A 24,329-nucleotide genomic window follows, 5' to 3' on the forward strand; every position below is an offset into this window, starting at 1 on the left:
CGCGAGCGTAGCGCGATTATCCCATCTCAGGGCTCTTGGAAGTTCGGCGTCTCCCAAATGCGCTGGGATAGATACGACTGGACGTTGGCGATGTATCCGTCCGCCGCCGGCGTGTGCCATCTTCCGGCGAACCATCTGCCCACGCAGCCCCATTGATCGCCCGCCGCATAGGTCTGACCGTGCTCGACGCTGTTCAACCATAACTCGTAGCCTTCGAAGCACGTGCGCCAGATCGCGTACGCGGTGTCCGCGTTGAACGCCGTGGATTGCGCTATGCCGGGCCACGACGATTGTTCGAACGGCCATCGATTCTGCAAGACGCCATAGCTTTGCGGACATTGCCCCGGTGTGCCGTCCACACCAAGCCCATGAGCCGGAGGGCACTGCGTCGGGTCGGTGCCGAAATCGCCAAGCGCGGTCTGACGCCACCACGACTCGATCGCTGCTTGCGCGCGGACGACATCCTCGTCGATGCCCCACTTGCACGCAGCCCATTGCAAGATCTCATCAGTCGTGCCGGCGTAGTTGCCGGTGACTCGCGGCGCGATGACGCCGTCGGCGCGCGGATCGTCGGCGCTTCCAAAGAAGCTGCTCGACAACGATTGACTGCCGCGCGTCGCATCGAAAGTCACGTTCATGCGCTTGTTTTCGGAGCGCGTTTTCACTTCGGCGGCGCACGTCGCGTCGCCGGGCAGCACCGAACCCGGCGGCAGCGTACTGAAATGGGCTACCGTCGTGGGCGATGGATTGGGACCCGGGTTTTGCGGATTCAACGACGCCGTTGCGCCGCTACTGCACGCGCAGAGCAGCACACAAATGTTGACGAAGCCGGCTATGCGCGTCGCGCGGTTGGGAGTTGGAATCACATTCATGCCTTTCGCACCGCGCGAAGGCATTTCCGGGGCTAAAGCCCCGGCACTACATGTTGGCTGCGTCACAATAAGCCGGAATGGTACCACAGTTACAGCGGCATTCTATAAGGCTTTCCGTGCACAAGAGTATCACGTCTGGCACGTACCGTGGTGCTAAGATGAAGGTTACCTCGAGTGAGCGTGAGCGAGGGCTCAACGAGTCCCCGGCTAGGTTTGAATGACTCCTCCTGCAGACCAACCGTACCGGGGCAACACTGGGGTCGCAGCGCTCAGCCAAAGCGTCTGCGACCCCAACACACGGGGTTATTTTCAATGCGTTGGTCGGGTATCCGCAGACTCTTGTCCTCGCTCGCCATCTCCGCGCCCTAGAAGAAAAAAGCCGGACCCAAAGGTCCGGCCGTAAAAATTTACCCCCAAGGGAATTCGAATCCCTGTCGCCGCCTTGAAAGGGCGGTGTCCTAGGCCTCTAGACGATGGGGGCTCGATCCATCATGGCGTCTGACTGGTGGGCCCGGCAGGACTTGAACCTGCGACCAACCGGTTATGAGCCGGCCGCTCTAACCAACTGAGCTACAGGCCCAAGCAGGCTGGTTTGCCGCACTTCCTTAGTATAGGAACTAGCGGCAATGGCGTCAACCCGCCCGGCGCGTCGGATAACGCGAAGCTGCGCCCAGTTCTTCTTCGATCGCCATCAGCCGGTTGTACTTCTCCACGCGATCGCTGCGCGACAAGGAACCCGTCTTGATCTGTCCGGCGTCGAGCGCGACAGCCAAGTCGGCGATCGTGGTATCGGCGGTCTCACCGGAGCGGTGCGAGATGACCGCCCCGTATCCCGCGCGTTGGGCCATGCGCACGCACTCTATCGTCTCGGTCAGCGTGCCGATCTGGTTGACTTTGATGAGGATAGCATTGGCGACGTGCTCGTCGATGCCGCGCTGCAAGAACTCGACGTTGGTCACGAACAGATCGTCGCCCACCAATTGCACGCGCGATCCGATGCGCGCCGTCATCTCTTTCCAACCGGCCCAATCGTCCTCGGCAAGTCCGTCTTCGATGCTGACGATAGGAAACGCGCCAAGCAGACGCTCGTAGAGCGAGATCATCTCGCTCGCCGAGAGCGGCTTCGCTCCGGTTTCGGCGACATACCCGTCCTTCTGCCTGAATTCGCTCGCCGCCGGATCGAGCGCGAGCGCCACCTGAACGCCTGGCCGATAGCCGGCCTTGGCGATCGCTTCGACCATGAGCCCCAACGCCTCGTCGATGTGGCGCAGCGGCGGAGCGTACCCGCCTTCGTCGCCCACCGTCGTCGGCAGTCCGCGATCGTGGAGCAACCGGCCCAGCGCGTGAAAGACCTCCGAGCCCCAGCGGATCGCCTCGCGCAGCGTCGGCGCTCCGACCGGCACGATCATGCACTCTTGGAATTGCAGCGCGCCTTCGGCATGTTTGCCGCCGTTGATGACGTTCATCATCGGCACCGGCATGGTCGTGCCCGCGCCGAGCTGACGATAGAGCGGTACGCCGGCGCTCGCTGCTGCCGCGTGCGCGCACGCGAGCGAGACGCCGAGAATCGCATTCGCTCCCAGACGGCTCTTATTGGGCGTTCCGTCGAGTTCGATCATCGCACGATCGATGACGCTTTGATCCGCGATCGGCATGCCGCGTACTACTTGCGCGATCGTGGTTTCCACATGTTCGGCCGCGCGGAGCACGCCCTTGCCGCCGTAGCGCTTGGGATCGCCATCGCGCAACTCCAGCGCTTCGTGGGAGCCGGTCGACGCTCCGGACGGAACGGAGGCTTCGCCCGCAATGCCGTCATCGGTGACGACGCGCACGCGCAGCGTCGGATTGCCCCGTGAATCGAGGATCTCGCGGGCGTGCAGAGAGTTTATCCGGGCGCTTGGCGTCACTCCACGATCCAGCGCGACATAGAACGATTGTACGCGTGCAGTTCGGCGGCTTTGAAGAACAGTTTGATCTCACGCTTGGCGCTGCGCGCGCTGTCCGAACCGTGCACGAGATTGCGGCCGACGTCGACGCCGAAGTCGCCGCGGATAGAACCGGGCGTCGCGGCGACCGGATTTGTCGCGCCGATCGTCGTGCGGCAGAGTTCCACGGCGTTCGATCCCTGCACCACCATCGCCGCGATGGGAGAGCCGGTGATGTACTCGACCAAACCTTTGAAGAACGGCTTGCCTACGTGTTCTTGGTAGTGCTCCCTCGCCAACGTCTTGGAGACGCGCAGGAATTTGAGCCCGACGATCTGTAGCCCGCGACGCTCGAAACGAGCGATGATTTCGCCCACGAGGCCGCGCTGCACGCCGTCCGGCTTGACCAGAATGAGGGTTCGTTCCAACGAATCGCTCCGTTCGCTAGAGCGGCCGGCGCGAATGGCGCCGGCCGCATGAGCCGCTCGGAATCTTAGCCGGTCTTAGGCTTGAGTCCTAGCTATTAATCTCGGCGATGTGGGTAAGAGGCCGCATTCGCCATATTTTCGAAGCGTTGGAACAGAAACGCCCAGGGCGGCAGCGAGTTCTTTGATCGTCAGTTTGCGCGACACGGGTAAATCCTCCCGATGATGTGTGCTCGAAAGCGGATCTTCGCGTGACTCGTTCTGAAAGCGAGGATCGTTTGTTGCCGATCGACGCTGCAGCCCTGGCAGCGGCGGTTGCTCACCTGGTAAGATTCCGAAAAGTACAGTGCCAAGCGGAGCTTGATTCCACGAATTCCAGCGCGTTGCGTGCCATGCGATCGCGCGGTTCCGCAGGACTGACGATCCTCGCGGAAGAGCAGCGGGCTGGACGCGGCCGTGCCGGACGTCCGTGGACGTCCCCTGTGGGCTCGGGACTGCTCCTGTCCACGATTCTGCCAACCCCTCTTTCGCAGCAAACGCTTCCGGCGCTGGGGTTTTGGGCCGCGCTCGCCGCCGCCCAAACCATCGAGAGGCTGACCGGCTTCCGGCCGGACTTCAAGTGGCCCAACGACCTAGTCACGAGCGACGGCAAATTGGCAGGCATCCTCGTTGAAGGCGAAACGATTGGAGCGGCCTCGCGGATGGTGATCGGCGTCGGAATTAATGTGAATCGGCCCGCCGCAGTTCCATCCGCCCTCGCGGGAACAGCGGCCTGGTTATCGGACGTAGCCGGCCACCGTATCGATAGGACTGTTTTGGCCGCTGGTTTGTTGCAGTGCTACGAGCGGGAGTACGACCGCCTGCTTGAGCGCCCTAAGGGGATCATCGCCGATTGGGCGCGCGGCGCCAAGCTTGAAGGCCTGCGCCTGAGCGTCCGCGCCGCGGGCGGCGCGCTGCTGCACGAAGGCATAGCCCGTGGGGTCGCGGATGACGGCGCTTTGTTGCTGGACACCACGAGCGGACCCGTTCGCGTGACCCTCGGCGACGTTGCGATGCTGTAGTGCCGGGGCTTTAGCCCCGGGAATCACATCGTCGTCGCGAATGCTTGCTCGGCGTGGTACGAAGAACGCACGAGTGGGCCGGAGACCACTTGGTGGAATCCCAGCGGCTTCACCGCTTGCGCGAACCATCGGAACTTCTCCGGCGAGACGAACTCGACGACCTTGAGGTGGCGGTGCGTGGGCTGCAGGTACTGACCGAACGTGATGATGTCCACGCCGACGTTGCGCAGATCGCTCGCTGTCTGCAGCACGTCCTCGTCGCTCTCGCCGAGGCCGAGCATGATGCTCGACTTGGTGAATTTCTGCGGGCGCATGGCTTTGGCGTTCGCGAGCACGTTCAAGGATTGGTCGTAGCCGCAGCGGCGGTCGCGCACGTGCGGAGTGAGCGCCCGGGTCGTTTCGATGTTGTGCGCGAAAACTTCCGGATTGGCATCGATCACCGTGCGCAGCGCGGCGACGTCGCCGCGATAATCCGACGTCAGCACTTCGACTTTGACGTGCGGCGTGCGGTGGTGGATCGCGCGGATCGCTTCGGCCATCTGCAGCGCGCCGCCGTCAGGCAAGTCGTCGCGATCGACGCAGGTGATGACCGTGTAGTTCAGCCCAAGATCCTCGATCGATTGCGCGAGCTTTACCGCCTCGAGGGGATCGATGGCGTTGGGAAGGCCCGTCTTCACGTTGCAAAAACGGCAGCCGCGCGTGCACGTGTCGCCCAAGATCATGAAGGTCGCGGTGCCGACGCCCCAACACTCGGCGATGTTCGGGCACATCGCTTCCTGACACACGGTGTGCAGGCCGCGCTCCTTGACGATCGAGCGCAGCTTCTCGTAGTTCGTGCCGCTCGGCAGCCTGACTTTGAGCCATTCGGGTTTTCGCGCGATCATCTACAGAGTCCCGATCGCCTGCGCCGCGGTGGGGGCGAGCTTGATCTCAAACACTTCTTCCAGGGCGGCGCGCATAGGAGGCTTGACTTCGCCGATCCGCACCTCGCGGCCCGCTTCTCTCGAAAGCGATGTCACCTGGACGTCGGGCATGCCGCACGGATTGATCAGTTGGAAGTAGCTGAGATCGGTGATGACGTCGAGGGCGAAACCGTGGAAAGTCACCCCGCCCTGAACGGCAGCTCCGATCGACGCGATCTTGGCGGACCCTACGAACACGCCAGCATGCGCTTGGCGCTGTTCCCCCTTCACCCCGAACGCGTTCATCGCTTTGATGATGCTGAGTTCCATCTTGCGCACGAAGCCTTGCACCTCGCGCAGCCGCGCGAGCTTGAAGATCGGATAGCAGACCAATTGGCCGGGCCCGTGATAGGTGAGGTCCCCGCCGCGTTCGATATCGTAGTACTCGACGTTGCGGCGACGCAGTTCTTCTTGCGAGACGAGCAGGTTGTGCCTGCGACCCGACTTGCCCATCGTGATCACCGGCGCATGCTCGCAGAACAGCAGCGCGTCGCCTACCATGCCGGCGACCCGTTCCGCGTGGATGTGCCGCTGCACATCCCATGCCTCTTTGAAGCGGATGAAGCCGAGATCGAAAAGGCTGACGGTCACGTCTTCGCCGGCGTTGGTATCGGGGCCGTGACGTTGGCCATGTGGATCGACTTGCCGTGGAGCGCTTCCGCAGCTTCCATGATGGACTCAGAGAACGTCGGGTGCGGATGTATCGACAAGCCGATGTCCTCGACGGTCGCGCCCATCTCGAGTGCGACGACGCCTTCCGCGACCATCGACTCGGCCGTCGGCGACACGATATGCACTCCAAGCACGAGGTCGGTCTTCTTGTCGGCGACGATCTTGACCATGCCGTCCGAAATGCCGACCGTGCGCGCGCGCCCCAACGCCGAGAGGCGGAACTTGCCCACGCTGACCTCATAGCCCGCGCTCTTCGCCTGCTCTTCCGACAAGCCGACGGTCGCCACTTGCGGGTCGGTATAGACGCAGTTGGGGACGGCGATCGGATCGTAGGCCGCCGGCAGCCCGGCGATCACTTCGGCTGCGACGATGCCTTCCTTCATCGCTTTGTGGGCGAGCAGCGGCGCGCCGGCGCAGTCGCCGATGGCGTACACGCCCGGCACGTCGCTTTCGCGCTTTTCGTTGACCTTGATGAACAAGCCGTCCATGGCTATGCCGAGCGACTCGGGGCGCAGGTCGCCGGTGCGAGGCCGCCGGCCGACCGCCACGAGCACTTTGTCGTACTCGCGCGCCTCGTTGATCTCGCCTTCGAGCTTGACGCGCGCGCGCGAGCCCACCACCTCAACGCCCGCGGCCTTCGTCTTCAGGTGGACGTTGATGCCCTGCTTCTTGAGGATGCGCAGCAGCAGCGTCGAAATCTCGAGATCGGTGTCGGCGAGGGCGCGGTCGAGCATCTCGACGACCGTGACTTCGGCGCCCAGCCGTCGATAGATCGTGGCGAATTCCAAACCGATCACCCCGGCGCCGAGGATGAGGATGCTCTTCGGCAGATCCGCGAGGCTCACGGCGTCGTCGGAATTGAGGATCGTCTTGCTGTCGCGTTTGAAGCCCGGAAGCGCCACTGGCTCCGACCCGGTGGCGATCACGACGGCGTCCCCCACTAGCGTTTCGAAGCGTCCGTCGGCTTTCTTGACGCGCACCGTGATCTTGTTGATCAGCTCGGCCTCGCCGACCATATACTCGACTTTGTTCGCCTTGAAGAGCGTGCCGACGCCGTTGACGAGGTCGTCGATCATCTTGGACTTCCATTTGTTGAGCGACGCCAGGTCGATCCGCGGCTCGCCGAACTCGACGCCCATCTCTTTGAGGTCGTGTGCCGCCGTTATGACCTCTCCGACGTGGAGCAGCGCTTTGCTCGGCATGCATCCCCAGTTGAGGCAGACGCCGCCGAGACGCTCGCGCTCGATGCACACCACTTTCTTCTTCAGTTGCCCCAAGCGGATCGCAGCGGTATAGCCGCCCGGGCCTCCGCCGATGACGATCGCGTCGTACTTGTTCGCTACCATGAGCCGCTCTCCATAAGAAAGACGTCGGGAGCGGCGAGCAGTTCGGCGACGTCTTTGACGAACTGCGCGGCGATTGCGCCGTCGACCACCCGGTGATCGAACGAGATCGACAGATAGGTCATGTCGCGGATGACGATCTGATCGTTGCGCACGACGGGGCGCTGCTGGATCGAGTGCGTTCCGAGAATGCCGACTTCCGGCCAGTTGATGACCGGAAACGTGAACAGGCCGCCGACGGAGCCGACGTTGGTGATGGTGAACGTGCCGCCGGCGATGTCGTCGTGCGCGAGCTTGCCTGCACGGGCTTTTTCCGCGAGATCGGCGATGGCGCGCGCCAGGTCGAAGATGGACTTTCGATCGGCGTTGTGGATGACGGGGACGACCAGTCCGCCCTCGGTATTGACGGCGATCCCGATGTTGTAGTCCTTCTTGAGCACGATTTCGTGCTTGTCGTCGTCGAGCGAGGCGTTCATGTACGGATGTTTGATCAGCGCTGCGCATGCGGCCTTGACGAAGAACGGCAAGAAGGTCAGCTTCACGCCGCGCTCGGCGGCGATCTGCTTCGCACGATTGCGCATGGCGACGAGCTCGGTGACGTCGGCTTCGTCGACGTGGAGCGTATGCGCGGCGGTGTGCTTGGAGTGGATCATGTGATCTGCGATGACGCGGCGCAGGCCGCGCAGCGGCACGCGCTCGGTTTCGCCGCTCGCGGCGGCGCCGGCGCTCGCGGCGGCTCCGGCACCGACCGGTTGCGGTCTCGGTTGTGCGGCTTGGCCTGCAGCTGCGCCGCCGGACGAGGCGACGCGCTGAACGTCTTCTCGTTGGATGCGCCCACCTTCGCCTGACCCGCGCACCTGGTTGAGATCGACGCCGAGTTCCCGCGCGAACTTGCGGACGGCCGGCGTGGCGAGCGGCCTTCCGAAGGGGCCGATCGCAGCCGTCTCAGACGGCCCTTTGGCCGGCGCGCCCGTCTGTCCGTTGCCGACGCGCGCCGGCGCGACTTTATCTAAAGGGGCTTGTGCTTCGATCTTGGGTTTGACCTCGCCGCCCACGACCACTTCGGGGGGTGGGGTGGCGGAAGCCGGAGCCGTCTCGGCCGGCGCGGGGCTTGCGAGCGACTCGCCTTCTTTGCCGAAGATCGCGATCGGCTTGCCGATCGGAACGACCGCGCCTTCGGGCGCCACTTGCTTGAGCAAGATGCCCTCGATCGGAGACGGGATCTCGACCGTCACCTTGTCGGTCATGACTTCGACGAGCGGCTGATCCAACTTGACGTGCTCGCCCTCTTTGACGAGCCATTTGACGATTTCGCCTTCGATGACCGACTCGGCCAGTTCCGGCATTTCGAGTTCGACCGGCATTTAGTCCCCAATTCCCGGGGCTAAAGCCCCGGCACTACAAAAGCGACGCGGTCGGTTAGAAGTTGAGCGTTTTCTTGATCCCGCGGACGACGCGCTCGACGTTCGGCATATACGCCTTCTCAAGCGCATAGGGGAACGGCGTATCCCACCCCGTCACGCGGACGATCGGCCCTTCGAGATGTTCGATCGCCTGCTCCGCGAGGAATGCCGCGATCTCCGCGACGTAACCGCCGATGCGGGGCGCTTCCTGAAGCAGCACCGCGTGGCCGGTCTTGCCCACCGACTGCAGAATCGCCTCGGTGTCATAGGGTTGAAGCGTGCGCAGGTCGATGACCTCCACCTGGACGCCTTCTTTCTCCATCGCAGTCGCCGCTTCGAGCGCCACGGGCACCATCGCACCGAACGTGATGATCGAAACGTGCTTGCCTTCGCGCGCGACCGCGGCCTTGCCGAGCGGCACTTCATACGGGCCTTCGGGCAGCTCGGTCTTGACCGCGCGATAGATCTTCTTAGGCTCCATGAACATCACGGGGTCGTCGTCGCGGATCGACGAGATGAGTAGACCTTTGGCGTCGTATGGATTGCTCGGCACCACGACTTTGATGCCGGGCGTCGCGACGTAGTACGCCTCCGGCGATTGTGAGTGGTAGTTGCCGCCGCGCACACCGCCGCCGTACGGCGAGCGGACGACCATCGGCACCTTGAACTGTCCGGCGGAGCGGTAACGCAGCTTCGCCGCTTCCGACACGAACATGTCGAAGCCGGGATACAGAAAATCGATGAACTGGATCTCGGCGATCGGCCGCAAGCCGTACAGAGCCATGCCGACCGCAGCGCCGATGATGCCGCACTCGGCGAGCGGCGTGTCGATGACGCGGTCCTTGCCGAACATGTCGATCAGCCCTTCGGTGACCAAGAACACGCCACCGCGTGGTCCGATGTCCTCGCCGAGGGTGACGACGTTCGGATCGCGCCTCATCTCGTCGATGAGCGCTGAGCGGATGGCCTGCACCATCGTGTAGGTCTGCTTTTTTTCAACTTCAACGGTTGTCATGGCGGTCTCTTAGTCACCTGGCCTGTTGCGAGACGCCCAGCTCGGCGGCGAGCTCACTGCGCTCCCACTCGAGATGCGGCGTCAACTGCGCGTACACCTGATCGAACACGGTCAGCGGTTCTGGCGGCGGGCTCTTCTCCGCTTCCTCGAGCGCGGCGGCAAGCTCGTCTTTCACCCGGGCTTGCAGTGCGATGTCTTTCTCGTCGTCCCACAGCTTGCGGAGCTGCAAGAAATTCCGAAAACGCGTGATCGGGTCGCGCTGCGAGCGCCACATCTCCAGTTCGCCTTTTGGACGGTAGCGGCTATCGTCATCGGCCGAAGAGTGGGGGCCATAGCGGTAGGTGTACGACTCGATCAGGCTCGGCCCGCGTCCCTCGCGCGCTTTGTCCGCGCAATGCTTGGTGACCGCATAAACGGCCAGCACGTCGTTGCCGTCCACGAAGTAACCCTCCATGCCGTACGCGTGCGCCTTCTCGGCGATCGTCTTGGTGTGCGTCTGCTCTTCCAGCCTGACCGAGATCGCGTATTGGTTGTTCTGGCAGAACAGGATGATCGGCGAATTATAGACCGCTGCGAAGTTCATGCCGACATGGAAGTCGCCTTCGCTCGTCGCGCCGTCGCCGAAATAGCAGATCGTGATCTCTTTCTTCTTCTTGATGTTTTGAGCCATCGCGGTGCCGACCGCTTCGGTGATCTGATTGCCGACGGTGGACGATCCGGGAACGATGTGCAGATCGGCGCGGCCGGAGCCGTGCGGCATCATGCGCCCTTTGGTCGGGTCGAGCGAGCGGCCCAACACGTGTGCGAACCACTCCGCGGCCCTAAGTCCCTTGACGAGCATGCTGCCCTGCGAGCGGTGATCGCCGAACAGCCAGTCGTCTTTTTGGAGCGGCAGCGCGCTGCCGATCTGCGACGCTTCTTGACCGGAGGTCTGCGCATAGAACCCGGCGCGGCCCTGGCGCACGAGGATGTAGCCGCGGTCGTCGACCGCGCGATTGTAGATGAGCCAGCGATACATGTCGACGAGCTGCTCGTTGGTGAGGCCGAGCGCGCTGACGTCGCCGGCCGGCCGGCCATCGTACTCCATGAACTTTATGGGCTTGTCCGTGAAGGGCTTGATCTCCATGACGCCTCTTCTCAAAACCGCGAATGTGTCGTCTTGCCGCTTCTTGGGTTATCGGTCATTCCCTCCGCCCTGTGGAAGTTCGGACCCCAGAGGTCGGTGCCGACGCGAGAGCATATCCCTCTGTTGAATTTCTGTTTTCGCTGCGCGGAGGCTTTTGCGTCATATGGGTGTGCGCACGTCGAACATGACCGATTACGAGAGCGCATATCGTGATTTCCGGCTCGAGGTCCCCGAGCGCTTCAACTTCACGAGCGACGTGATCGACCGCTGGGCCGAAGACGAAGGCAAGCTCGCTTTGGCGTGGGCGGATGACGACGAGACCCGAGAAGACTTCACGTTCGCGCACTTCCGCGACGCGTCCAAGCGCTGCGCCAACGCGCTCCGTTCGCTTGGTCTTGCGGCGGGCGACCGCGCCTTGATCGTCGCTCCGCGCATTCCTGAGTGGTGGGAAGCGATGCTCGGCTGCATCCGTGCCGGCATCGTGCCGATGCCCGGCACCGCGCTGCTCACGCCCAAGGACATCGTCTATCGCGTGAACGCGGCGGGAGCAGCGGCTGCATTCGTCGATCCGGCGAACTTGGAAAAGGTGTGGAACATACGCGACCAGTGCCCGACGCTCAAGCACGTCATCGTGCTCGGAGAAAGTCGCAACGGCGCGTATTCGTTCGTCAGCCTGCTCGCATCGCAACCGAACGTGGATAACGCAGCCAAGACGAAGTCGTCCGATCCGTGCTTGCTGTATTTCACGTCCGGCACGACCGGCAATCAGAAGATGGTCCTGCACACCCACGCATCGTATCCGCTCGGCCACACCGCGACCGGAAAATTCTGGCTCGATCTCACGCCCGGGGATCTGCATTGGAACCTCTCGGACAACGGCTGGGCGAAGGCGGCGTGGAGCAGCTTGTTCGGCCCATGGCTGTGCGGCGCCGCGATCTTCGTGCACAACGCGACCGGCAAATTCGATGCGGCGCAATGCCTGCGGATGTTGGCGCATTATCCCGTCACGACGTTTTGCGCGCCGCCCACAGTCTACCGGCTGCTGGTGCTGGAGCCGCTGGACGCGTTCAAGCCCAAGGCGCTGCGGCACTGCGTCGCCGCGGGCGAACCGCTCAACCCGGAAGTGATCGAGACTTGGAAGCGCCACACCGGCTTGACCATCCGCGACGGCTACGGTCAAACAGAGACGACGCTGCTGTGCGCGAACTTTCCGCCTATGGACGTGCGGCCGGGTTCGATGGGCAGGCCGACGCCCGGTTTCGACGTGCAGGTCATCGATGATGGCGGCGCCGTGCTGCCGCCCGGCAAGGAGGGCGACATCGCCGTGCGCGTCAAGCCGCAGCGGCCGGTCGGGCTCTTCCAAGAGTACTGGAAGAATCCGGACGAGATGAAAAAATCGTTCGTCGGCGATTGGTACATCACGGGCGACCGCGCCCTGCGCGACCAGGATGGCTACCTGTGGTTCGTCGGACGCGCGGACGACGTCATCAACTCGGCCTCCTACCGCATTGGACCGTTCGAGGTCGAGAGCGCGTTGCTCGAGCATGCGGCGGTCGCCGAATCAGCGGTGGTGGGGGCGCCGGATCCGCTGCGCGGCGAGATCGTCAAGGCCTTCGTCATTCTGGCGCCTGGGCACACCCCAAGCGACGAGCTCGTGGCGGAACTGCAGGAGCATTGCAAGAAGTTGACCGCGCCGTACAAATATCCGCGCGAGATCGAGTTCGTCAGCGAACTGCCGAAGACGATCTCCGGCAAGATCCGCCGCGTGGACCTCCGCAAACGAGCGCGCCAGACTTAGGAGAACTCACCATAAAACTCGGACCATTCACGTTCACGAAGATCGCCGTCGGGCTGTATCGCAATACGATGAGCGCGCCGCTGCCGGCGTCCGTGCAAGGCGACCTGCTGCGTGAGTTGTCGCGCGACTATCCGTCGCTCACGCAGATCCCCAACGGGGTGCTGTTCGCCGATGCCACGAAAGGCCGCGCCCTGATCATCGACCAGACGCGCATCGAGGTCTCCGAAAACGGCGCTCACGTGTCGACCAACGCGCTCGAGCAGATGCAAGCGGACCTGCACAAGACGGTCCCCCTCATCGACATCGCGCCGCCCTATCGCGTGCGGATCGAGGGCACGGGCACCATACAGGCTCTGGAGGGACTCGATCCGGCTGCGGTGCTGCGCAACTACGCGCCGCCCAATCCGGCCTGGGACATCGTCGGGGGCCATTGCACCCACTCGTGCGTGCGCTTCCTGTTCACGGGCGATGACGGCACGCAGCGCGACGTGCACGTCGAGCCGCTGTTCGCACAGCCCGACAAGTTCTACGTCATGGCCGTTTCCATGAACGCGCCGACCGGCGTGCCGTCGCTCGATCGTGCGATGCGCGTCGCGCACGACGAGGTCGGTCTCATCGAGCGCTTGAGCGACCGGATCGTCTCCGACATCGCCGAGCCGACGCGCACGACCTAAGCGAAATCGTTTTATCTCGTTCCCGTAGGTCTTGGCGGCACCGAGCGCACGTACATCACCAGCGCCTTCATCTCCTGATCGGTCATCTTCGCGGTGGCCGCCCACGGCATGAACGGATTGATCGTGGTGCCATTCGGGCGCTTGCCAGTCCGCAGCGCGAGTGTGAGATCGGCGGCGCTCCAGCCGCCGATGCCCGTCGGCGTGATGTTCGTGGCTTTCGGCGCGCTGGGCGGCAGGCCCGGAATCGGCCCGCCTGATAGGCCCGCTCCATGACAACCCGTGCAACCGTTTGTCATCGCGAGATAGCGTCCGTACTCGACGCTCGCCGCCGGCTTCATGACCGCGACCCAAGGCCCGTCGTGATTGATGACGGTCGCAGGTGGCGGCGGCAACATCCCCGCGCCCATCAAAATGCGGCCGAGCGGTTTCACGGTCGTATCCGGCAACTCGCGGTTCACGGGCGGAACGCTCTTCACGTACGCGATGATGTCGGCCAGATCTTGGTCAGATAACGACGTGTATTGGTCGGATGGCATGATGATGAGGGCGTGGCCGCTCTCGTCGAGGCCGTGCCGGATCGCGCGCACGTAGTCGGTATTGGTGAACGTCGCGCCGATGCCGCCTTGACCGCGCGTGAGGTTGGGGGCGACCCCGTGGAACGGCGGCACGTCGAGGTTCATCCCGCCGCCGCCGAGATCGGCGGCGTGGCAGTCGGCGCATTTCGCCAGGGAGGTCGCCCAGTGTTTGCCGCGCGCGATGCTGGCCTTATCGCTTGGAATCGTCAGGTCGAGCGCCGATGGCGCGATCGCGTAGGTCTTGTCCAGCGCTGCGCTGCCGATCGCGTAGAGGGCCACGATCGCGATGACGGCAAGGCCGACGATACCGAGAACGATGAGGAACAGCCGACGGAGCATGAGGCTGACGCTACGCCCCGTCGTCCTTGGAAATCCTGCTCCACCAGACCAGGTACAGCGCCGGGATGATGAAGGACCCATCGCGGAGCACCGTCAGCCACGTGGTCGGTTCCGCACCCACGCCGAAGCAGCCGCAGTTGGCATGGATCCCTCGCAGCAACATCGAGCTGAGCGCGAGGATGAATGCGCCAAGGAGGGCGCCCGCGACTACGGAGCTCCACGCGAGGAGCCAGCCGCCGATCAGATATACGCCGAGCAGCATCTCGAATGGAGGCAGGGCAACGGCGATGAATGCGACCAGTTGGCCCGGAAGTCCCAATTTCATCGCCGTGATCGTGGCGGCCAGATCAGACGGGTGCGCAATTTTCAGTGCGCCGGCGGCGAAGAACACTCCACCGAGCAGCAGCCTGGCAAGAAGGGGTACGAGATGAGCACGCGCGCCGAACGCCGCCGACAGCAACGAGATCCTTCCTCTGGGCCGCGACGCACCGGCAAGATCGTCGCCGTGGTCATCGCGCTCGTGGCGATCGCTGCGATCGCCGCCTACGCGATCATTCAACACAACCAAGTCGTCTCCGGGGCCGCCGTTTCCCTCGACGCATTCCCGCCTGCGGCTCCGTCGCCTGCGCCCGCCGGCGTCAAGGCGCCGGCGTTCTCGGTCAGCGGGCCGTTAGGCAGCATCACCAACGCGTCGCTGGCCGGCAAGCCGTATCTGCTCGAGCTGTTCGCCACGTGGTGTCCGCATTGCCAGCGCATGACCAAAGTGCTCAAATCCATCCGCTCCAAGATCCAGGAATCCAAACTGGCGATCATCTCGGTGACCGCATCGGGGCTCGCATCGGACGCGACGCCCAACAACCCGGTCCCCGAAAGTCAAGCCGACGTCGAAGCGTTCGATAAGAAGTTCGGCGTCAGTTGGCCGACGTTCTTCGATCCGAAGTTCACGGTTGCGAACGCTTTTGGAATCGCGGGTTTTCCGCAGTTCTACGTCGTGGACGCGAACGGTAAAATCGTGTGGTCGCAAGGTGGTGAGATGAAAGAATCACGCCTGCTCGCAGGCCTTCACAAGGCTGGCCTCTAGCTTAAACCCCGAAAAGGTTGATCGGCTTGGCGCCCGTGTACATCACGACGCCCTTCGTCTCGGTGTAGAGCTCGAGCGTCTGCAGCGACAACTCGCGGCCGAAGCCGGATTGCTTGTAACCGCCGAACGGCACGCCCGGGAAGATCGAGATCGGGGTGTTGATGGCGACGCCGCCCGATTTGAGCGCAGCCGCGACGCGCTGCGCGCGCCCTGCGTTGTTCGTCCACACCGACGCGGCGAGACCGTACGTCGAATCGTTGGCAAGCGCGATCGCCTCAGCCTCGTCCTTGAAGGTGGTCACGACCGCCACCGGTCCGAAGATCTCTTCTTGCGCCACGCGCATGCTATTGCTCACCTTGTCGAGGACTGTAGGCAGGAGAAAGTTGCCCTTCGCAAGCGCGCCATCCGGACGACAGCCGCCGCAGGCAATCGTCGCGCCTTCTTGCTGACCGATGCCGACGTAGCCCTCGATCTTCTCGAGTTGCTTGCGCGAGATGATGGCTCCGACGTGGGTCTTCGGGTCCAGCGGATCGCCGACCACCAGCGCCTTGGCCTTCGCGACGAACTTCTGCAAGAAATCTTCGTACACGCGCTCGTGGAGCAGGATGCGCGACCGCGCGTCGCACGACTGCCCCGCGTTGTAGAAGATCGCGTGCAGCGCACCGGCGACGGCCGCGTCGACGTCCGCGTCTTCGAAGACGAGGTTGGGCGATTTGCCTCCGAGTTCGAGGGTCACACGCTTGATCGTTGCGGCCGCGAGCTGCATGATGGTCGCGCCGGTGGTCGTCTCTCCGGTGAACGCGATCTTGTCGACTCCAGGATGGCTCGCCAAGTGGGCTCCGATGATGGCGCCCGGGCCGGGAAGCACGTTGACGACGCCCGGCGGACACCCCGCTTCTGTGCAGATCTGGCCGAGCAGCAGGGCGGTGATCGGCGTCGGGCTCGCCGGCTTGAGGATGACGGTGCAGCCGGCGGCGAGCGCGGGCGCCACTTTCCACGCTGCCATCAGCAGCGGATAGTTCCACGGCACGATCTGCGCGCACACGCCGACCGGCTCTTTGAGCGTGTAATTGAAGAAGTTGGGCGGGGCTGGGATGGTGTTGCCCATCAGCTTGGTGACGGCGCCGCCGTAGAACTCGAAATCTTCGATGACCTGCCCGATCTCGGCCTTGGCGCCGGAGATCGTCTTGCCGCTGTTGAGGGATTCGATGCGCGCTAGATCCTCGATGCGCTCGCCGATGATGCCGGCGATTTTGAACAGCACCCGAGCTCGGCGCGCCGGGGGCGTGGTCGCCCATTTCCCTTCCAGCGCTTTGCGCGCGGCGACCACAGCTAGGTCTGCGTCGCGGATGCTCGCGGCAGCGACCGATGCGATGGCCTCGTTCGTCGCCGGATTGATGACGTCGAAATACTCGCCGGATTGCGGCTTGACGAACTCGCCGTTGATGAAAAGATCGTAGGTCTTCTTGTCGAGCGCGATTGCCATTCGATGTCTCCGGTTACTTAAGTGCGTTCCACGATGGTGGAGATGCCCTGGCCGACGCCTATGCACATCGTCGCGAGGCCGCGTTTCGCCCCGCGCGCTTGCATGGCGTACAGCAAGGTCACTAGGATGCGCGCGCCGCTGCAGCCCAGCGGGTGACCGAGCGCGATCGCACCGCCGTTGACGTTGACCCGCTCCATCGGCAGCTCGAGCTCGCGCACGCACGCAAGCGATTGCGCGGCAAAGGCTTCATTGAGCTCGATGAGGTCAAGGTCGTCGACGCGGAGCCGGGCGCGATCGAGCGCTTTCTGCGTCGCCGGAATCGGGCCGAGGCCCATGCAATTGGGATTCACGCCGGCCACCGCCGTTGTGAGAATACTCGCGAGCGGTTTCAGTCCGCGGCGCTTGGCTTCTTCCCGCGACATCAGCACCACGCCGGCGGAGCCGTCGTTGATGCCGCTAGAGTTGCCGGCCGTGACCGAGCCGCCTTCGCGAAACGCCGGCTTGAGCTTCGCGAGTTGTTCCATGGTGACGTCGGGACGGGGAGGCTCATCAACTGCGAATATCTCCGACTCAGCCTTGAGCCTTCCATTGGACGGCAGCGGCACAGGGATCAGTTCCGCCGCAAATGCACCCGCCTTCTGCGCCGCGCCGGTCTTGTGCTGACTGTGAAAGGCGAACTCGTCCTGCTCCACCCGGCTGATGTGATACTGTTCCGCAACGTTCTCGGCCGTTTCTCCCATGGCGATGGGCGGGTAGCCGCGCTGCGTCAGTTTGGGATTGTACATGCGCGCCCCGAGCGTGGTGTCGTACAACTGAGGGGCGCGCGCGAATTCCGCCTCCGGTTTGGGCATGACGTACGGAGCGCGCGTCATGCTCTCCACCCCGCCGGCCAAGAATACGTCACCGGCGTCGCAGGCGATCGCTTGCGCCGCGAAATTGACGGCTTGCAAGCCCGAACCGCACAGCCGGTTCACGGTGGCGCCGGCGACGGATTCGGGAAAATCCGCGGCTAGGACGGCCATGCGCGCGACGTTGCGGTTGTCCTCGCCCGCCTGATTGCTGCAACCCCACACCACGTCTTCGATGTCGCCCGGATCCAGACGCGTTTTGTCCGCCAGCGCGCGCAGCACGAGGGCGGACATGTCGTCCGGCCGGACGAGACGGAGCGCACCGGCGTACTTGCCGATGGGGGTACGAGCGGCGGCCACGATGACGACTTCGCGCATTGATCGCTTCTTTAGGATATTGGGTGATGAGGCTTGAAAGGGCCGTTCGTGACCAGCATACATGGGACCCGCCGCATCTTTGAGGGACGCGTGGTCAGCTTGCGCATCGACGACGTGGAACTCGACAACGGGCATCGCTCGTCGTTTGAGATCGTCGAGCATAACGGCGGGGTCGCGATCATCGCGCAGCCTCAGCCGAGTACGATCGTTCTGGTTCGTCAATACCGGCCGGCCGCCGGCCGCTTCCTGTTAGAAGTGCCCGCGGGGAAGCTCGAACGCGGCGAGGACCCGACGGCGTGCGCCACGCGAGAACTCATCGAAGAAACCGGTTACCGCTGCGAGCGGATGCGCCGTTTGTGGTCGTTCTATAGCGCGCCCGGTTTTTGCAGCGAACTGCTCCACCTGTTCGTGGCCGAAGGCTTGACGGGCGGCGTCGCGCAGCCGGAGGACAATGAGCACATCGAGGTGCGCACGTACGACGTCGAGGAGGCGTGGGCGATGGTCACGCGCGACGAGATCCCGGACGCGAAGACGCAGATCGCGCTGGCCTGGGCGCGCGGTCAGTTGTAGCGTTCCGAGCCAAGCTCGGATCAGAGGCGTTGCGCGCGCACGCGTTTGTCGCACGCGTCGCAGAAATACGTGAGCTTGCCGTCCGTGTCGTACACGGAGTGGCTATAGTACATCGCGCAGCGCGCGTTGTAGCAATGCTTCAAACCGAAGGCGTGGCCGAGCGCATGGACGCACTCTTTGAGCACTCGGTTGAAAAGGGTCGCTTCGTCCGGCTTCTCGTTGTAGAAATCATTGCGCAATCGATAGACCGACACCACGGCGACGCGGTCGCTGTCGCTCGCATCGCCAAAAATGAAGTTATGCGACGTCTTGTACAGATCGTCGCCGATCACGCCGAGGAGGAAGCCTTCACGATTCGGGAATGCCGCCTGCAGCCGGTTGAAAACCGTGGTGAGGAAGTATTGGCGGCGCGCGCTATTCGCAAGCGCCGGTGAGAGGGTGACGGGCTTTTCGACTGCGAACCTATGCAGAAAGCGCTCTTCGAGACATGGAACCAAACGTTCGCAGAATTCGGTGGCGACGCTGTTGATGGGAACCAGCCCGATCTTTTCCACGAACTTGCAATTTCCACCGAACCTTTTGAAGTCCTCCGCCGGCCTTTTGTGATGGGAGTCATTAACGCATGATCATCGGTTTGGGGACCGACATCGCAGAAGTGGAGCGATTCAATTTCGACTCCGCCAGACTTGAACGTTTCGCGAAGAAGGTCTTCACGATCGAAGAGATGGCCCATGCGATGCGTCATCGCTATCGCGCCGAGCGTCTTGCCGGCGCGTTTGCCGCCAAAGAGGCGACGCGCAAGGCCTTTGGCCACGCGATCCCCTGGCGGCTCGTCGGCGTGCGCCACGAGCGCAGCGGCAAACCGTACGTTGCGCTGCTCGGGGAGGCTGAGCGTCTGGTCGCTCTGCGCGGCGTGCGGCGCATGCATCTGACGATCTCGCACTCAAGAGTCAGCGCGGTCGCGACCGTGATCCTAGAAGCATGAACGCGCTGACCGCGCAGGAGATGCGCACCGCCGACCAGCGCGCTATCGAGGACGTCGGCATACCGCCGATCGTCCTGATGGAGGCGGCCGGCCGCGCCGTCGCGGACCTGAGCCGCGATTTTCTTGAAGAACTGGAAGGCGACCCTATTCGCATCGCGGTCGTCGCTGGCCCGGGCAACAACGGCGCCGACGCGCTCGTGGCAGCCCGTTACCTCATGCAGCTCGGCTTCGAGCCGGACATCTACGTCGCCGCCCCCAAGCCCGAATGCAACGAACTGTGCCGCACGCAACTGGAGATCATGGACGGCCTGGGCGCCTCCATCAGCTACTTACGCGAACAAACGCCGGAGTTCTTCCGCTCGGGCCTCCGCGCGGCGGCGCTCATCATCGACGGGCTGCTCGGCACCGGCTCAACGGGGCCGCTGCGCGAAGCGTATCGCACCTGGGTCAACGAGATCAACATCGCGGATCGCGACGTCGTCGCGGTCGACATGCCGACCGGCATCGACGCCAGTTCCGGACTGGTCCCCGGGCCGGCGGTCTCGGCAGACGCGACCGTCACCATGGCGGCGCCGAAAGTCGGCATGCTGCTCTACCCCGCGGCATCCTACGTCGGCGAGCTGTGGGTCGCGCACATCGGCATCCCGCCGTCCATTCTCGCCGACGTCGGCGGCCGCTACCACATCATGACCAAGCAGCAGTTCTTCTTCTGGCTGCCGCAGCGCAGCGCTCTCGCGAACAAGCGCACGGCGGGTGACGTGGTCGTGATCGGCGGCAGCCAAGAATATGTCGGCGCACCCCTGCTCACGGCTTTGGGCGCTCAAAACGCCGGCGCGGGCTACGTGACGATCGCCTGTCCGTCCGCAGCGGCGGGACCGGTCCGCTATCATGCCGTCGAGCAGATCGTCGCGCCGTGGCCGGAAACGGACGACGCGGAAGCCATTGTCGCGTCGCTGCTCGAGCTCACACGCCACGCCGGCGCCGTCGTCATCGGCCCCGGTTTGGGGCGGGAGGAATCAACGCAAACCGTCGTGCGCTCGTTCGTCGAGCGCACCACGCGGCCGCTGGTCGTGGATGCCGACGCGCTGTTCGCGCTGGCCGGGCACCTCGGCGTGCTCAAGGACAAGAAGGCGGTGCTGACGCCGCACGACGGCGAATTCGCGCGCCTGCTCGGTGAGAACGCCGATGCCGCCATCGCGAACCGCATCAAGGCAGCGGATGATTTCGCCGAAAGCGCTGATGTCACGCTGCTGCTCAAAGGACCGCGTTCGATCATCGCGACCAAAGAGGCGACCTACGTCAACCTCACGGGGAACGAGTTGCTCGCGACCGCCGGTACGGGCGACGTCCTCTCCGGCATCATCGGGGCCATGATCGCCGCCGGATGCAGCGCGCGCCAAGCCGCGGCGATCGGCGCCTACTGGCATGGGATCACAGCCGACTATCTGGCCAGCCAGCACAAACGCAGCGTCGCCGCGGGCGACGTCGCTCGTGCATTGCAAGACTCGCTGCACTGGCTGGAGGAGCGCAAAGACGACGACGACGGCTATCTGACGCGCGTCGTGTAGGGCCTTACGGCAGCAGTTTTTTCAGGCCGGATTCGTCGATGATCGTCACGCCCAGCTTTTCCGCCTTCGCACGTTTGCTGCCGGGCGACTCGCCCGCCACGACGTAGTCCGTCTTCGAACTCACCGAACCTGAGATTTTGCCGCCCGCCGCGACGATGCGTTCGGTTGCTTCCTCGCGCGAAAGATTCGGCAACGTCCCCGTCAGCACAAACGTCTTTCCGGACAGCGGCCCTACGGCGGCGGCGGCACGCGTTCGCTTGGGGCCCCGCAACGTGACGCCCGCGCGGCGCAGCTTCTCGATCACGCTTCGGTTGCGCGGCTCGTGGAAGAACGCCACGACGCTCGCCGCGATGCGCGGGCCGATCTGCTCGACCTCCTCCAACTGTTCCGAGGTCGCCGCCATGAGCGCGTCGATGTCACCGAACTCCGACGCGAGGATCTGCGCGTTCTGGGCGCCGACGAAGCGTATCCCGAGCGCGTACAGCACGCGCTCGAATGGCCGCCGCTTGCTGAGCTCGACGTTGCGCAGCAGGTTGGCGACGAGTTTCTCGCCGGTGCGCGGCAGCGTCAGCAGACCGTCGCTCGTGAGGGAGTAGACGTCGCCGACGTCTTCCACCAAGCCGGCCTCCACCAGCGCGCGAGAAAAATGGTAGCCCAAACCCTCGATGTCCGTCGCGCCGCGCGAGGCGAAATGGACGAGCCGCTCCTTGCGTTGCGCCGGACATGCGGCGTTCTCGCAGTACGTCATCGCCTCGCCTTCGACTCGCACTACCGGGGTGCCGCATGCCGGGCAACGGGTCGGCAGCGAATATTCGCGCAAGCGTTTGCCTTTGCGCTCTGCGATGACCGGCCCGACGATCTCCGGAATCACCTCGCCTGCGCGACGGACGATCACGACGTCGCCCTCGCGGATGTCCTTGCTGCGGACGTAGTCCTCGTTGTGCAGGGTGGCGGTGCTGACGGTCACGCCGCCCACGACCACCGGCTCGAGCACGGCGTACGGATTGAGGCTGCCGGTGCGCCCGACGTTGACCTCGATCGAGAGCAATTTCGTCGTCGCTTCTTCCGGCGCGTACTTGAACGCGATGGCCCAGCGCGGGTCTTTGCCGACGAATCCCAACGTACGTTGTTCCTCGAGCGAATCGACCTTGACCACCACGCCGTCAATCCCGTAGTCCAGGCCTGCGCGCTTGCTCTCCCACGACTCGCAAAAGGCCACGACCGCTTCGTACTCGTCGAAACGCTTCGCCTCGCGGTTTACGGGGAGGCCGAGGCCGTCGAGCGCGCGGAGCAGCTCCCATTGCGTGGCGACCGGCAACGGCGGGTCGGATTCGCCGATCGCGTACGCGAAGAAGCGCAAGGGCCGCGTCGCGGTCACCTGCGGGTCCAACTGGCGCAGCGAGCCTGCCGAAGCATTGCGCGGATTGGCAAAAGCCGGCTCGCCGGCTGCGATGCGCCGCTCGTTCATCTTCTCGAAGTCCGAGCGCCGCATGTATACTTCGCCGCGCACTTCCAGCAGCCGCGGCGCCGCGTCGCGCAAGCGCAATGGGAGCGAGCGGACCGTCCGCAGATTGGCTGTGACGTCTTCGCCGATCGAGCCGTCGCCGCGCGTCCCGCCGGATTCGAAGATCCCGTTTTGGTAGCGCAGCGAGATCGCCAGCCCGTCGATCTTGAGTTCGGCCACGTAGCCGCTCGGCTCGCGACCGAGCAGTTTGCGCACGCGCTGGTGCCACGCGCCGAACTCCTCGCGACCGAAGGCATTGCCCAGCGACAGCATGGGGACGCTGTGCGGATACGGCGCGAACGCTCCCGATGGCGCGCCGCCGACACGCTGCGTCGGACTGTCCGGCGTGCGCAGTTCGGGAAACGCCGTCTCAACGGCTTGCAGCTCGCGCAGGCGCGCGTCGAAGTCGGCATCGCTGACGCTCGGACTATCGAGGACGTGGTACTCGTAGTTGTAACGGTGCAGCAGCTCGCGCAACTCAGCCGCGCGGGCCGCTGCGCGATCGCGCTCGACCTGTGGCATTGGCGGCGCAGTTCTATCGAGCCGGACTAAAGTCCGGCATACCACACATCCGAGCTTCGCTCGGAACGCTACATTGGGGTTAGACTTGGGGGGTTTCTTCGCGCTGCCATTTCCTGATGAGGTAGGCGATGAGGTCGGAGTTCACTTCGCTCACGCGTATGAACGAGACGCCCATGCCGCGCGCATCATTGCGCACGACCACGCCGTAGACGGAGATCGGTTTGCTCTCGTCCTTGAGGTCGATCTCGATGCTGATCTGGTCGTTCGTGCCGACGGGGCACTCCGTCTTGAGCAGCACGCCGCCACCGCCGATGTTCAGGATCCGCCCGTCGTGGCGCTGTGCTTCGGTGCCCACGTGCACGTGCACCGGCAGCGATCTCGCGATGCGAGCATGCTTACGGCGCTCGGGAGCGCTCGGGCGGGCAGCGCGAGTCATGCGGTGCTTACGTGTTGTTATAGAGCTGGACGTTGCCGATGTGATTGGCCCAATACCACATGCGCTCGAACACGTAGGCTATCTTGTGAAGCACCATCAACTCGAATGCGCGCCCCTGGGGGAACAGCGCCACGACGATGAGCAAGGCCGCGATGTAGGCGGTCACGCCGAGTGAATTCCAAAACTTCGTGGATGCGGTCGGGTGCGCGACCGCGCGCAACGGCGCCGGTTCGAAGTACGAACGTCTGCCCTCTTGCGTCACTTGATAGTTGGCGGGACCGCCGCCATAGTTGCCGGGACCACCGGTGCGCAGCGGCCCCATGCCCGGCAGCGTGCCGAGCTGATCGACGGCGAAGTTGCGCGTTGGCGCTTGCGTGAAACCTTCCGAGCGCCCGCCGCCGAGCATCTTCGCGATCTTCTGCTTGCCGTCGTCGTTGAGGTCGATGAAATCAGCGTAAGTCTGATAGCCTGCGTTCTCGCCCATGGGCGTCTGCGATTTCACTTTGGCGAGCCCGCGCGCCATCGCGTTGATATTGCGCATATCGATCGTGGTGAAGAGTATCGTGCCGTCGGGGATCGGGTCCGGGAAATTTGCGACGAAACCGGTCTCGTCCAACCGCGTCGCTTGTCCCTTGACGTCTACTTTGTGCTCGGCGTTGCGGCCGCTCACCAGCACGGGCAACGCAAGCACCGTCGGGAGCTCGCTTGCGTTCAATGCTTCAGCCATTAGAATGTCGTCCTTGTCTCCGAGCCTCGCTCGA

General features: G+C 64.0%; 24 protein-coding genes and 2 tRNA genes. 7 read left to right on the forward strand and 19 right to left on the reverse strand.

Annotated features, from left to right (window positions below; translation table 11 throughout):
• Positions 1-26: 26 nt before the first annotated feature.
• From VN934_11325 to ndk, 5 genes are all read right to left on the reverse strand, one after another.
• Entirely contained in the window at positions 27-866 is an 840-nt protein-coding gene (locus VN934_11325; protein HXM19383.1) for a hypothetical protein, read from the reverse strand.
• Positions 867-1,280: 414 nt separating this feature from the next.
• Positions 1,281-1,353, reverse strand: a tRNA-Glu gene (locus VN934_11330).
• Between the two features lie 22 nt (positions 1,354-1,375).
• Positions 1,376-1,452, reverse strand: a tRNA-Ile gene (locus VN934_11335).
• A gap of 52 nt (positions 1,453-1,504) precedes the next feature.
• A complete protein-coding gene (gene eno / locus VN934_11340; protein ID HXM19384.1) occupies positions 1,505-2,761 on the reverse strand; it encodes a phosphopyruvate hydratase in 1,257 nt (418 codons plus the stop codon).
• Between the two features lie 14 nt (positions 2,762-2,775).
• On the reverse strand, positions 2,776-3,225 hold the full coding sequence (ndk, locus tag VN934_11345; protein ID HXM19385.1) for a nucleoside-diphosphate kinase: 450 nt from the start codon (positions 3,223-3,225) through the stop codon (positions 2,776-2,778).
• Between the two features lie 248 nt (positions 3,226-3,473).
• Here ndk and VN934_11350 point away from each other — a divergent pair, with 248 nt between their 5' ends.
• Positions 3,474-4,283, forward strand: a complete 810-nt coding sequence (locus VN934_11350) for a biotin--[acetyl-CoA-carboxylase] ligase (GenBank protein ID HXM19386.1) — start codon at positions 3,474-3,476, stop codon at positions 4,281-4,283.
• Between the two features lie 23 nt (positions 4,284-4,306).
• Here VN934_11350 and lipA read toward each other — a convergent pair whose 3' ends face one another.
• Genes lipA through VN934_11380 form a run of 6 tightly spaced genes read right to left on the reverse strand, consistent with a single transcriptional unit; the run spans position 4,307 to position 10,804 of the window.
• Positions 4,307-5,167, reverse strand: coding sequence for a lipoyl synthase (gene lipA / locus VN934_11355; protein ID HXM19387.1), 861 nt, complete (start codon positions 5,165-5,167; stop codon positions 4,307-4,309).
• A complete protein-coding gene (gene lipB / locus VN934_11360; GenBank protein HXM19388.1) occupies positions 5,168-5,836 on the reverse strand; it encodes a lipoyl(octanoyl) transferase LipB in 669 nt (222 codons plus the stop codon).
• Positions 5,833-7,263: a dihydrolipoyl dehydrogenase gene (lpdA, locus tag VN934_11365; protein ID HXM19389.1), complete on the reverse strand. Its 1,431-nt coding sequence runs from the start codon at positions 7,261-7,263 to the stop codon at positions 5,833-5,835. Before lpdA ends, lipB begins: the two co-directional genes overlap by 4 nt.
• Positions 7,257-8,624 (reverse strand): dihydrolipoamide acetyltransferase family protein, encoded by a 1,368-nt coding sequence (locus VN934_11370; GenBank protein ID HXM19390.1) that lies wholly within the window; start codon positions 8,622-8,624, stop codon positions 7,257-7,259. Before VN934_11370 ends, lpdA begins: the two co-directional genes overlap by 7 nt.
• Before the next feature lie 55 nt (positions 8,625-8,679).
• The gene (locus VN934_11375; GenBank protein ID HXM19391.1) at positions 8,680-9,678 is read right to left on the reverse strand and encodes an alpha-ketoacid dehydrogenase subunit beta; all 999 of its coding nucleotides are present in this window, start codon (positions 9,676-9,678) and stop codon (positions 8,680-8,682) included.
• Between the two features lie 13 nt (positions 9,679-9,691).
• On the reverse strand, positions 9,692-10,804 hold the full coding sequence (locus VN934_11380; GenBank protein ID HXM19392.1) for a thiamine pyrophosphate-dependent enzyme: 1,113 nt from the start codon (positions 10,802-10,804) through the stop codon (positions 9,692-9,694).
• A gap of 163 nt (positions 10,805-10,967) precedes the next feature.
• Between VN934_11380 and VN934_11385 the strand changes: the two genes are divergently transcribed.
• Together VN934_11385 and VN934_11390 are read left to right on the forward strand one after the other, a co-directional pair.
• Entirely contained in the window at positions 10,968-12,602 is a 1,635-nt protein-coding gene (locus tag VN934_11385) for an AMP-binding protein (protein ID HXM19393.1), read from the forward strand.
• A 68-nt stretch (positions 12,603-12,670) separates the two neighbouring features.
• The gene (locus tag VN934_11390; GenBank protein HXM19394.1) at positions 12,671-13,276 is read left to right on the forward strand and encodes a hypothetical protein; all 606 of its coding nucleotides are present in this window, start codon (positions 12,671-12,673) and stop codon (positions 13,274-13,276) included.
• 11 nt (positions 13,277-13,287) lie between these two features.
• On the opposite strand, the gene VN934_11395 is transcribed toward VN934_11390, so the two are convergent.
• The gene (locus tag VN934_11395) at positions 13,288-14,190 is read right to left on the reverse strand and encodes a cytochrome c (GenBank protein HXM19395.1); all 903 of its coding nucleotides are present in this window, start codon (positions 14,188-14,190) and stop codon (positions 13,288-13,290) included.
• Positions 14,191-14,200: 10 nt separating this feature from the next.
• A complete protein-coding gene (locus VN934_11400; protein HXM19396.1) occupies positions 14,201-14,650 on the reverse strand; it encodes a MauE/DoxX family redox-associated membrane protein in 450 nt (149 codons plus the stop codon).
• Between VN934_11400 and VN934_11405 the strand changes: the two genes are divergently transcribed.
• A complete protein-coding gene (locus tag VN934_11405) occupies positions 14,618-15,271 on the forward strand; it encodes a TlpA disulfide reductase family protein (GenBank protein HXM19397.1) in 654 nt (217 codons plus the stop codon). The two genes, VN934_11400 and VN934_11405, sit on opposite strands and share 33 nt — an antisense overlap.
• A gap of 1 nt (position 15,272) precedes the next feature.
• On the opposite strand, the gene VN934_11410 is transcribed toward VN934_11405, so the two are convergent.
• Together VN934_11410 and VN934_11415 are read right to left on the reverse strand one after the other, a co-directional pair.
• Positions 15,273-16,757, reverse strand: coding sequence for an aldehyde dehydrogenase family protein (locus tag VN934_11410; protein HXM19398.1), 1,485 nt, complete (start codon positions 16,755-16,757; stop codon positions 15,273-15,275).
• A gap of 17 nt (positions 16,758-16,774) precedes the next feature.
• Positions 16,775-17,983 carry a thiolase family protein gene (locus VN934_11415; protein ID HXM19399.1) on the reverse strand — a complete coding sequence of 403 codons (1,209 nt, stop codon included), beginning with the start codon at positions 17,981-17,983 and terminating at the stop codon, positions 16,775-16,777.
• A 48-nt stretch (positions 17,984-18,031) separates the two neighbouring features.
• Here VN934_11415 and VN934_11420 point away from each other — a divergent pair, with 48 nt between their 5' ends.
• Complete coding sequence (locus VN934_11420) at positions 18,032-18,553, forward strand: NUDIX hydrolase (GenBank protein HXM19400.1); 522 nt, start codon at positions 18,032-18,034, stop codon at positions 18,551-18,553.
• A 20-nt stretch (positions 18,554-18,573) separates the two neighbouring features.
• On the opposite strand, the gene VN934_11425 is transcribed toward VN934_11420, so the two are convergent.
• Entirely contained in the window at positions 18,574-19,107 is a 534-nt protein-coding gene (locus VN934_11425) for an archaemetzincin family Zn-dependent metalloprotease (protein HXM19401.1), read from the reverse strand.
• A gap of 68 nt (positions 19,108-19,175) precedes the next feature.
• On the opposite strand from VN934_11425, the gene acpS reads away from it, so the two are divergent.
• Both acpS and VN934_11435 read left to right on the forward strand, forming a co-directional pair.
• On the forward strand, positions 19,176-19,538 hold the full coding sequence (acpS, locus tag VN934_11430) for a holo-ACP synthase (protein HXM19402.1): 363 nt from the start codon (positions 19,176-19,178) through the stop codon (positions 19,536-19,538).
• Complete coding sequence (locus VN934_11435) at positions 19,535-21,106, forward strand: NAD(P)H-hydrate dehydratase (protein ID HXM19403.1); 1,572 nt, start codon at positions 19,535-19,537, stop codon at positions 21,104-21,106. The genes acpS and VN934_11435 overlap by 4 nt, the downstream gene beginning before the upstream one ends.
• A 4-nt stretch (positions 21,107-21,110) precedes the next feature.
• On the opposite strand, the gene ligA is transcribed toward VN934_11435, so the two are convergent.
• The 3 genes from ligA to VN934_11450 all read right to left on the reverse strand — a co-directional run bounded on the left by ligA (position 21,111) and on the right by VN934_11450 (position 24,295).
• Complete coding sequence (ligA, locus tag VN934_11440) at positions 21,111-23,132, reverse strand: NAD-dependent DNA ligase LigA (GenBank protein HXM19404.1); 2,022 nt, start codon at positions 23,130-23,132, stop codon at positions 21,111-21,113.
• A 79-nt stretch (positions 23,133-23,211) separates the two neighbouring features.
• Complete coding sequence (locus VN934_11445; GenBank protein HXM19405.1) at positions 23,212-23,568, reverse strand: PilZ domain-containing protein; 357 nt, start codon at positions 23,566-23,568, stop codon at positions 23,212-23,214.
• A gap of 7 nt (positions 23,569-23,575) precedes the next feature.
• Positions 23,576-24,295 (reverse strand): hypothetical protein, encoded by a 720-nt coding sequence (locus VN934_11450; protein HXM19406.1) that lies wholly within the window; start codon positions 24,293-24,295, stop codon positions 23,576-23,578.
• Between the last annotated feature and the right edge of the window lie 34 nt (positions 24,296-24,329).

The sequence above is a fragment of the Candidatus Tumulicola sp. genome (assembly GCA_035601835.1).
Taxonomy (GTDB): domain Bacteria; phylum Vulcanimicrobiota; class Vulcanimicrobiia; order Eremiobacterales; family Eremiobacteraceae; genus DATNNM01.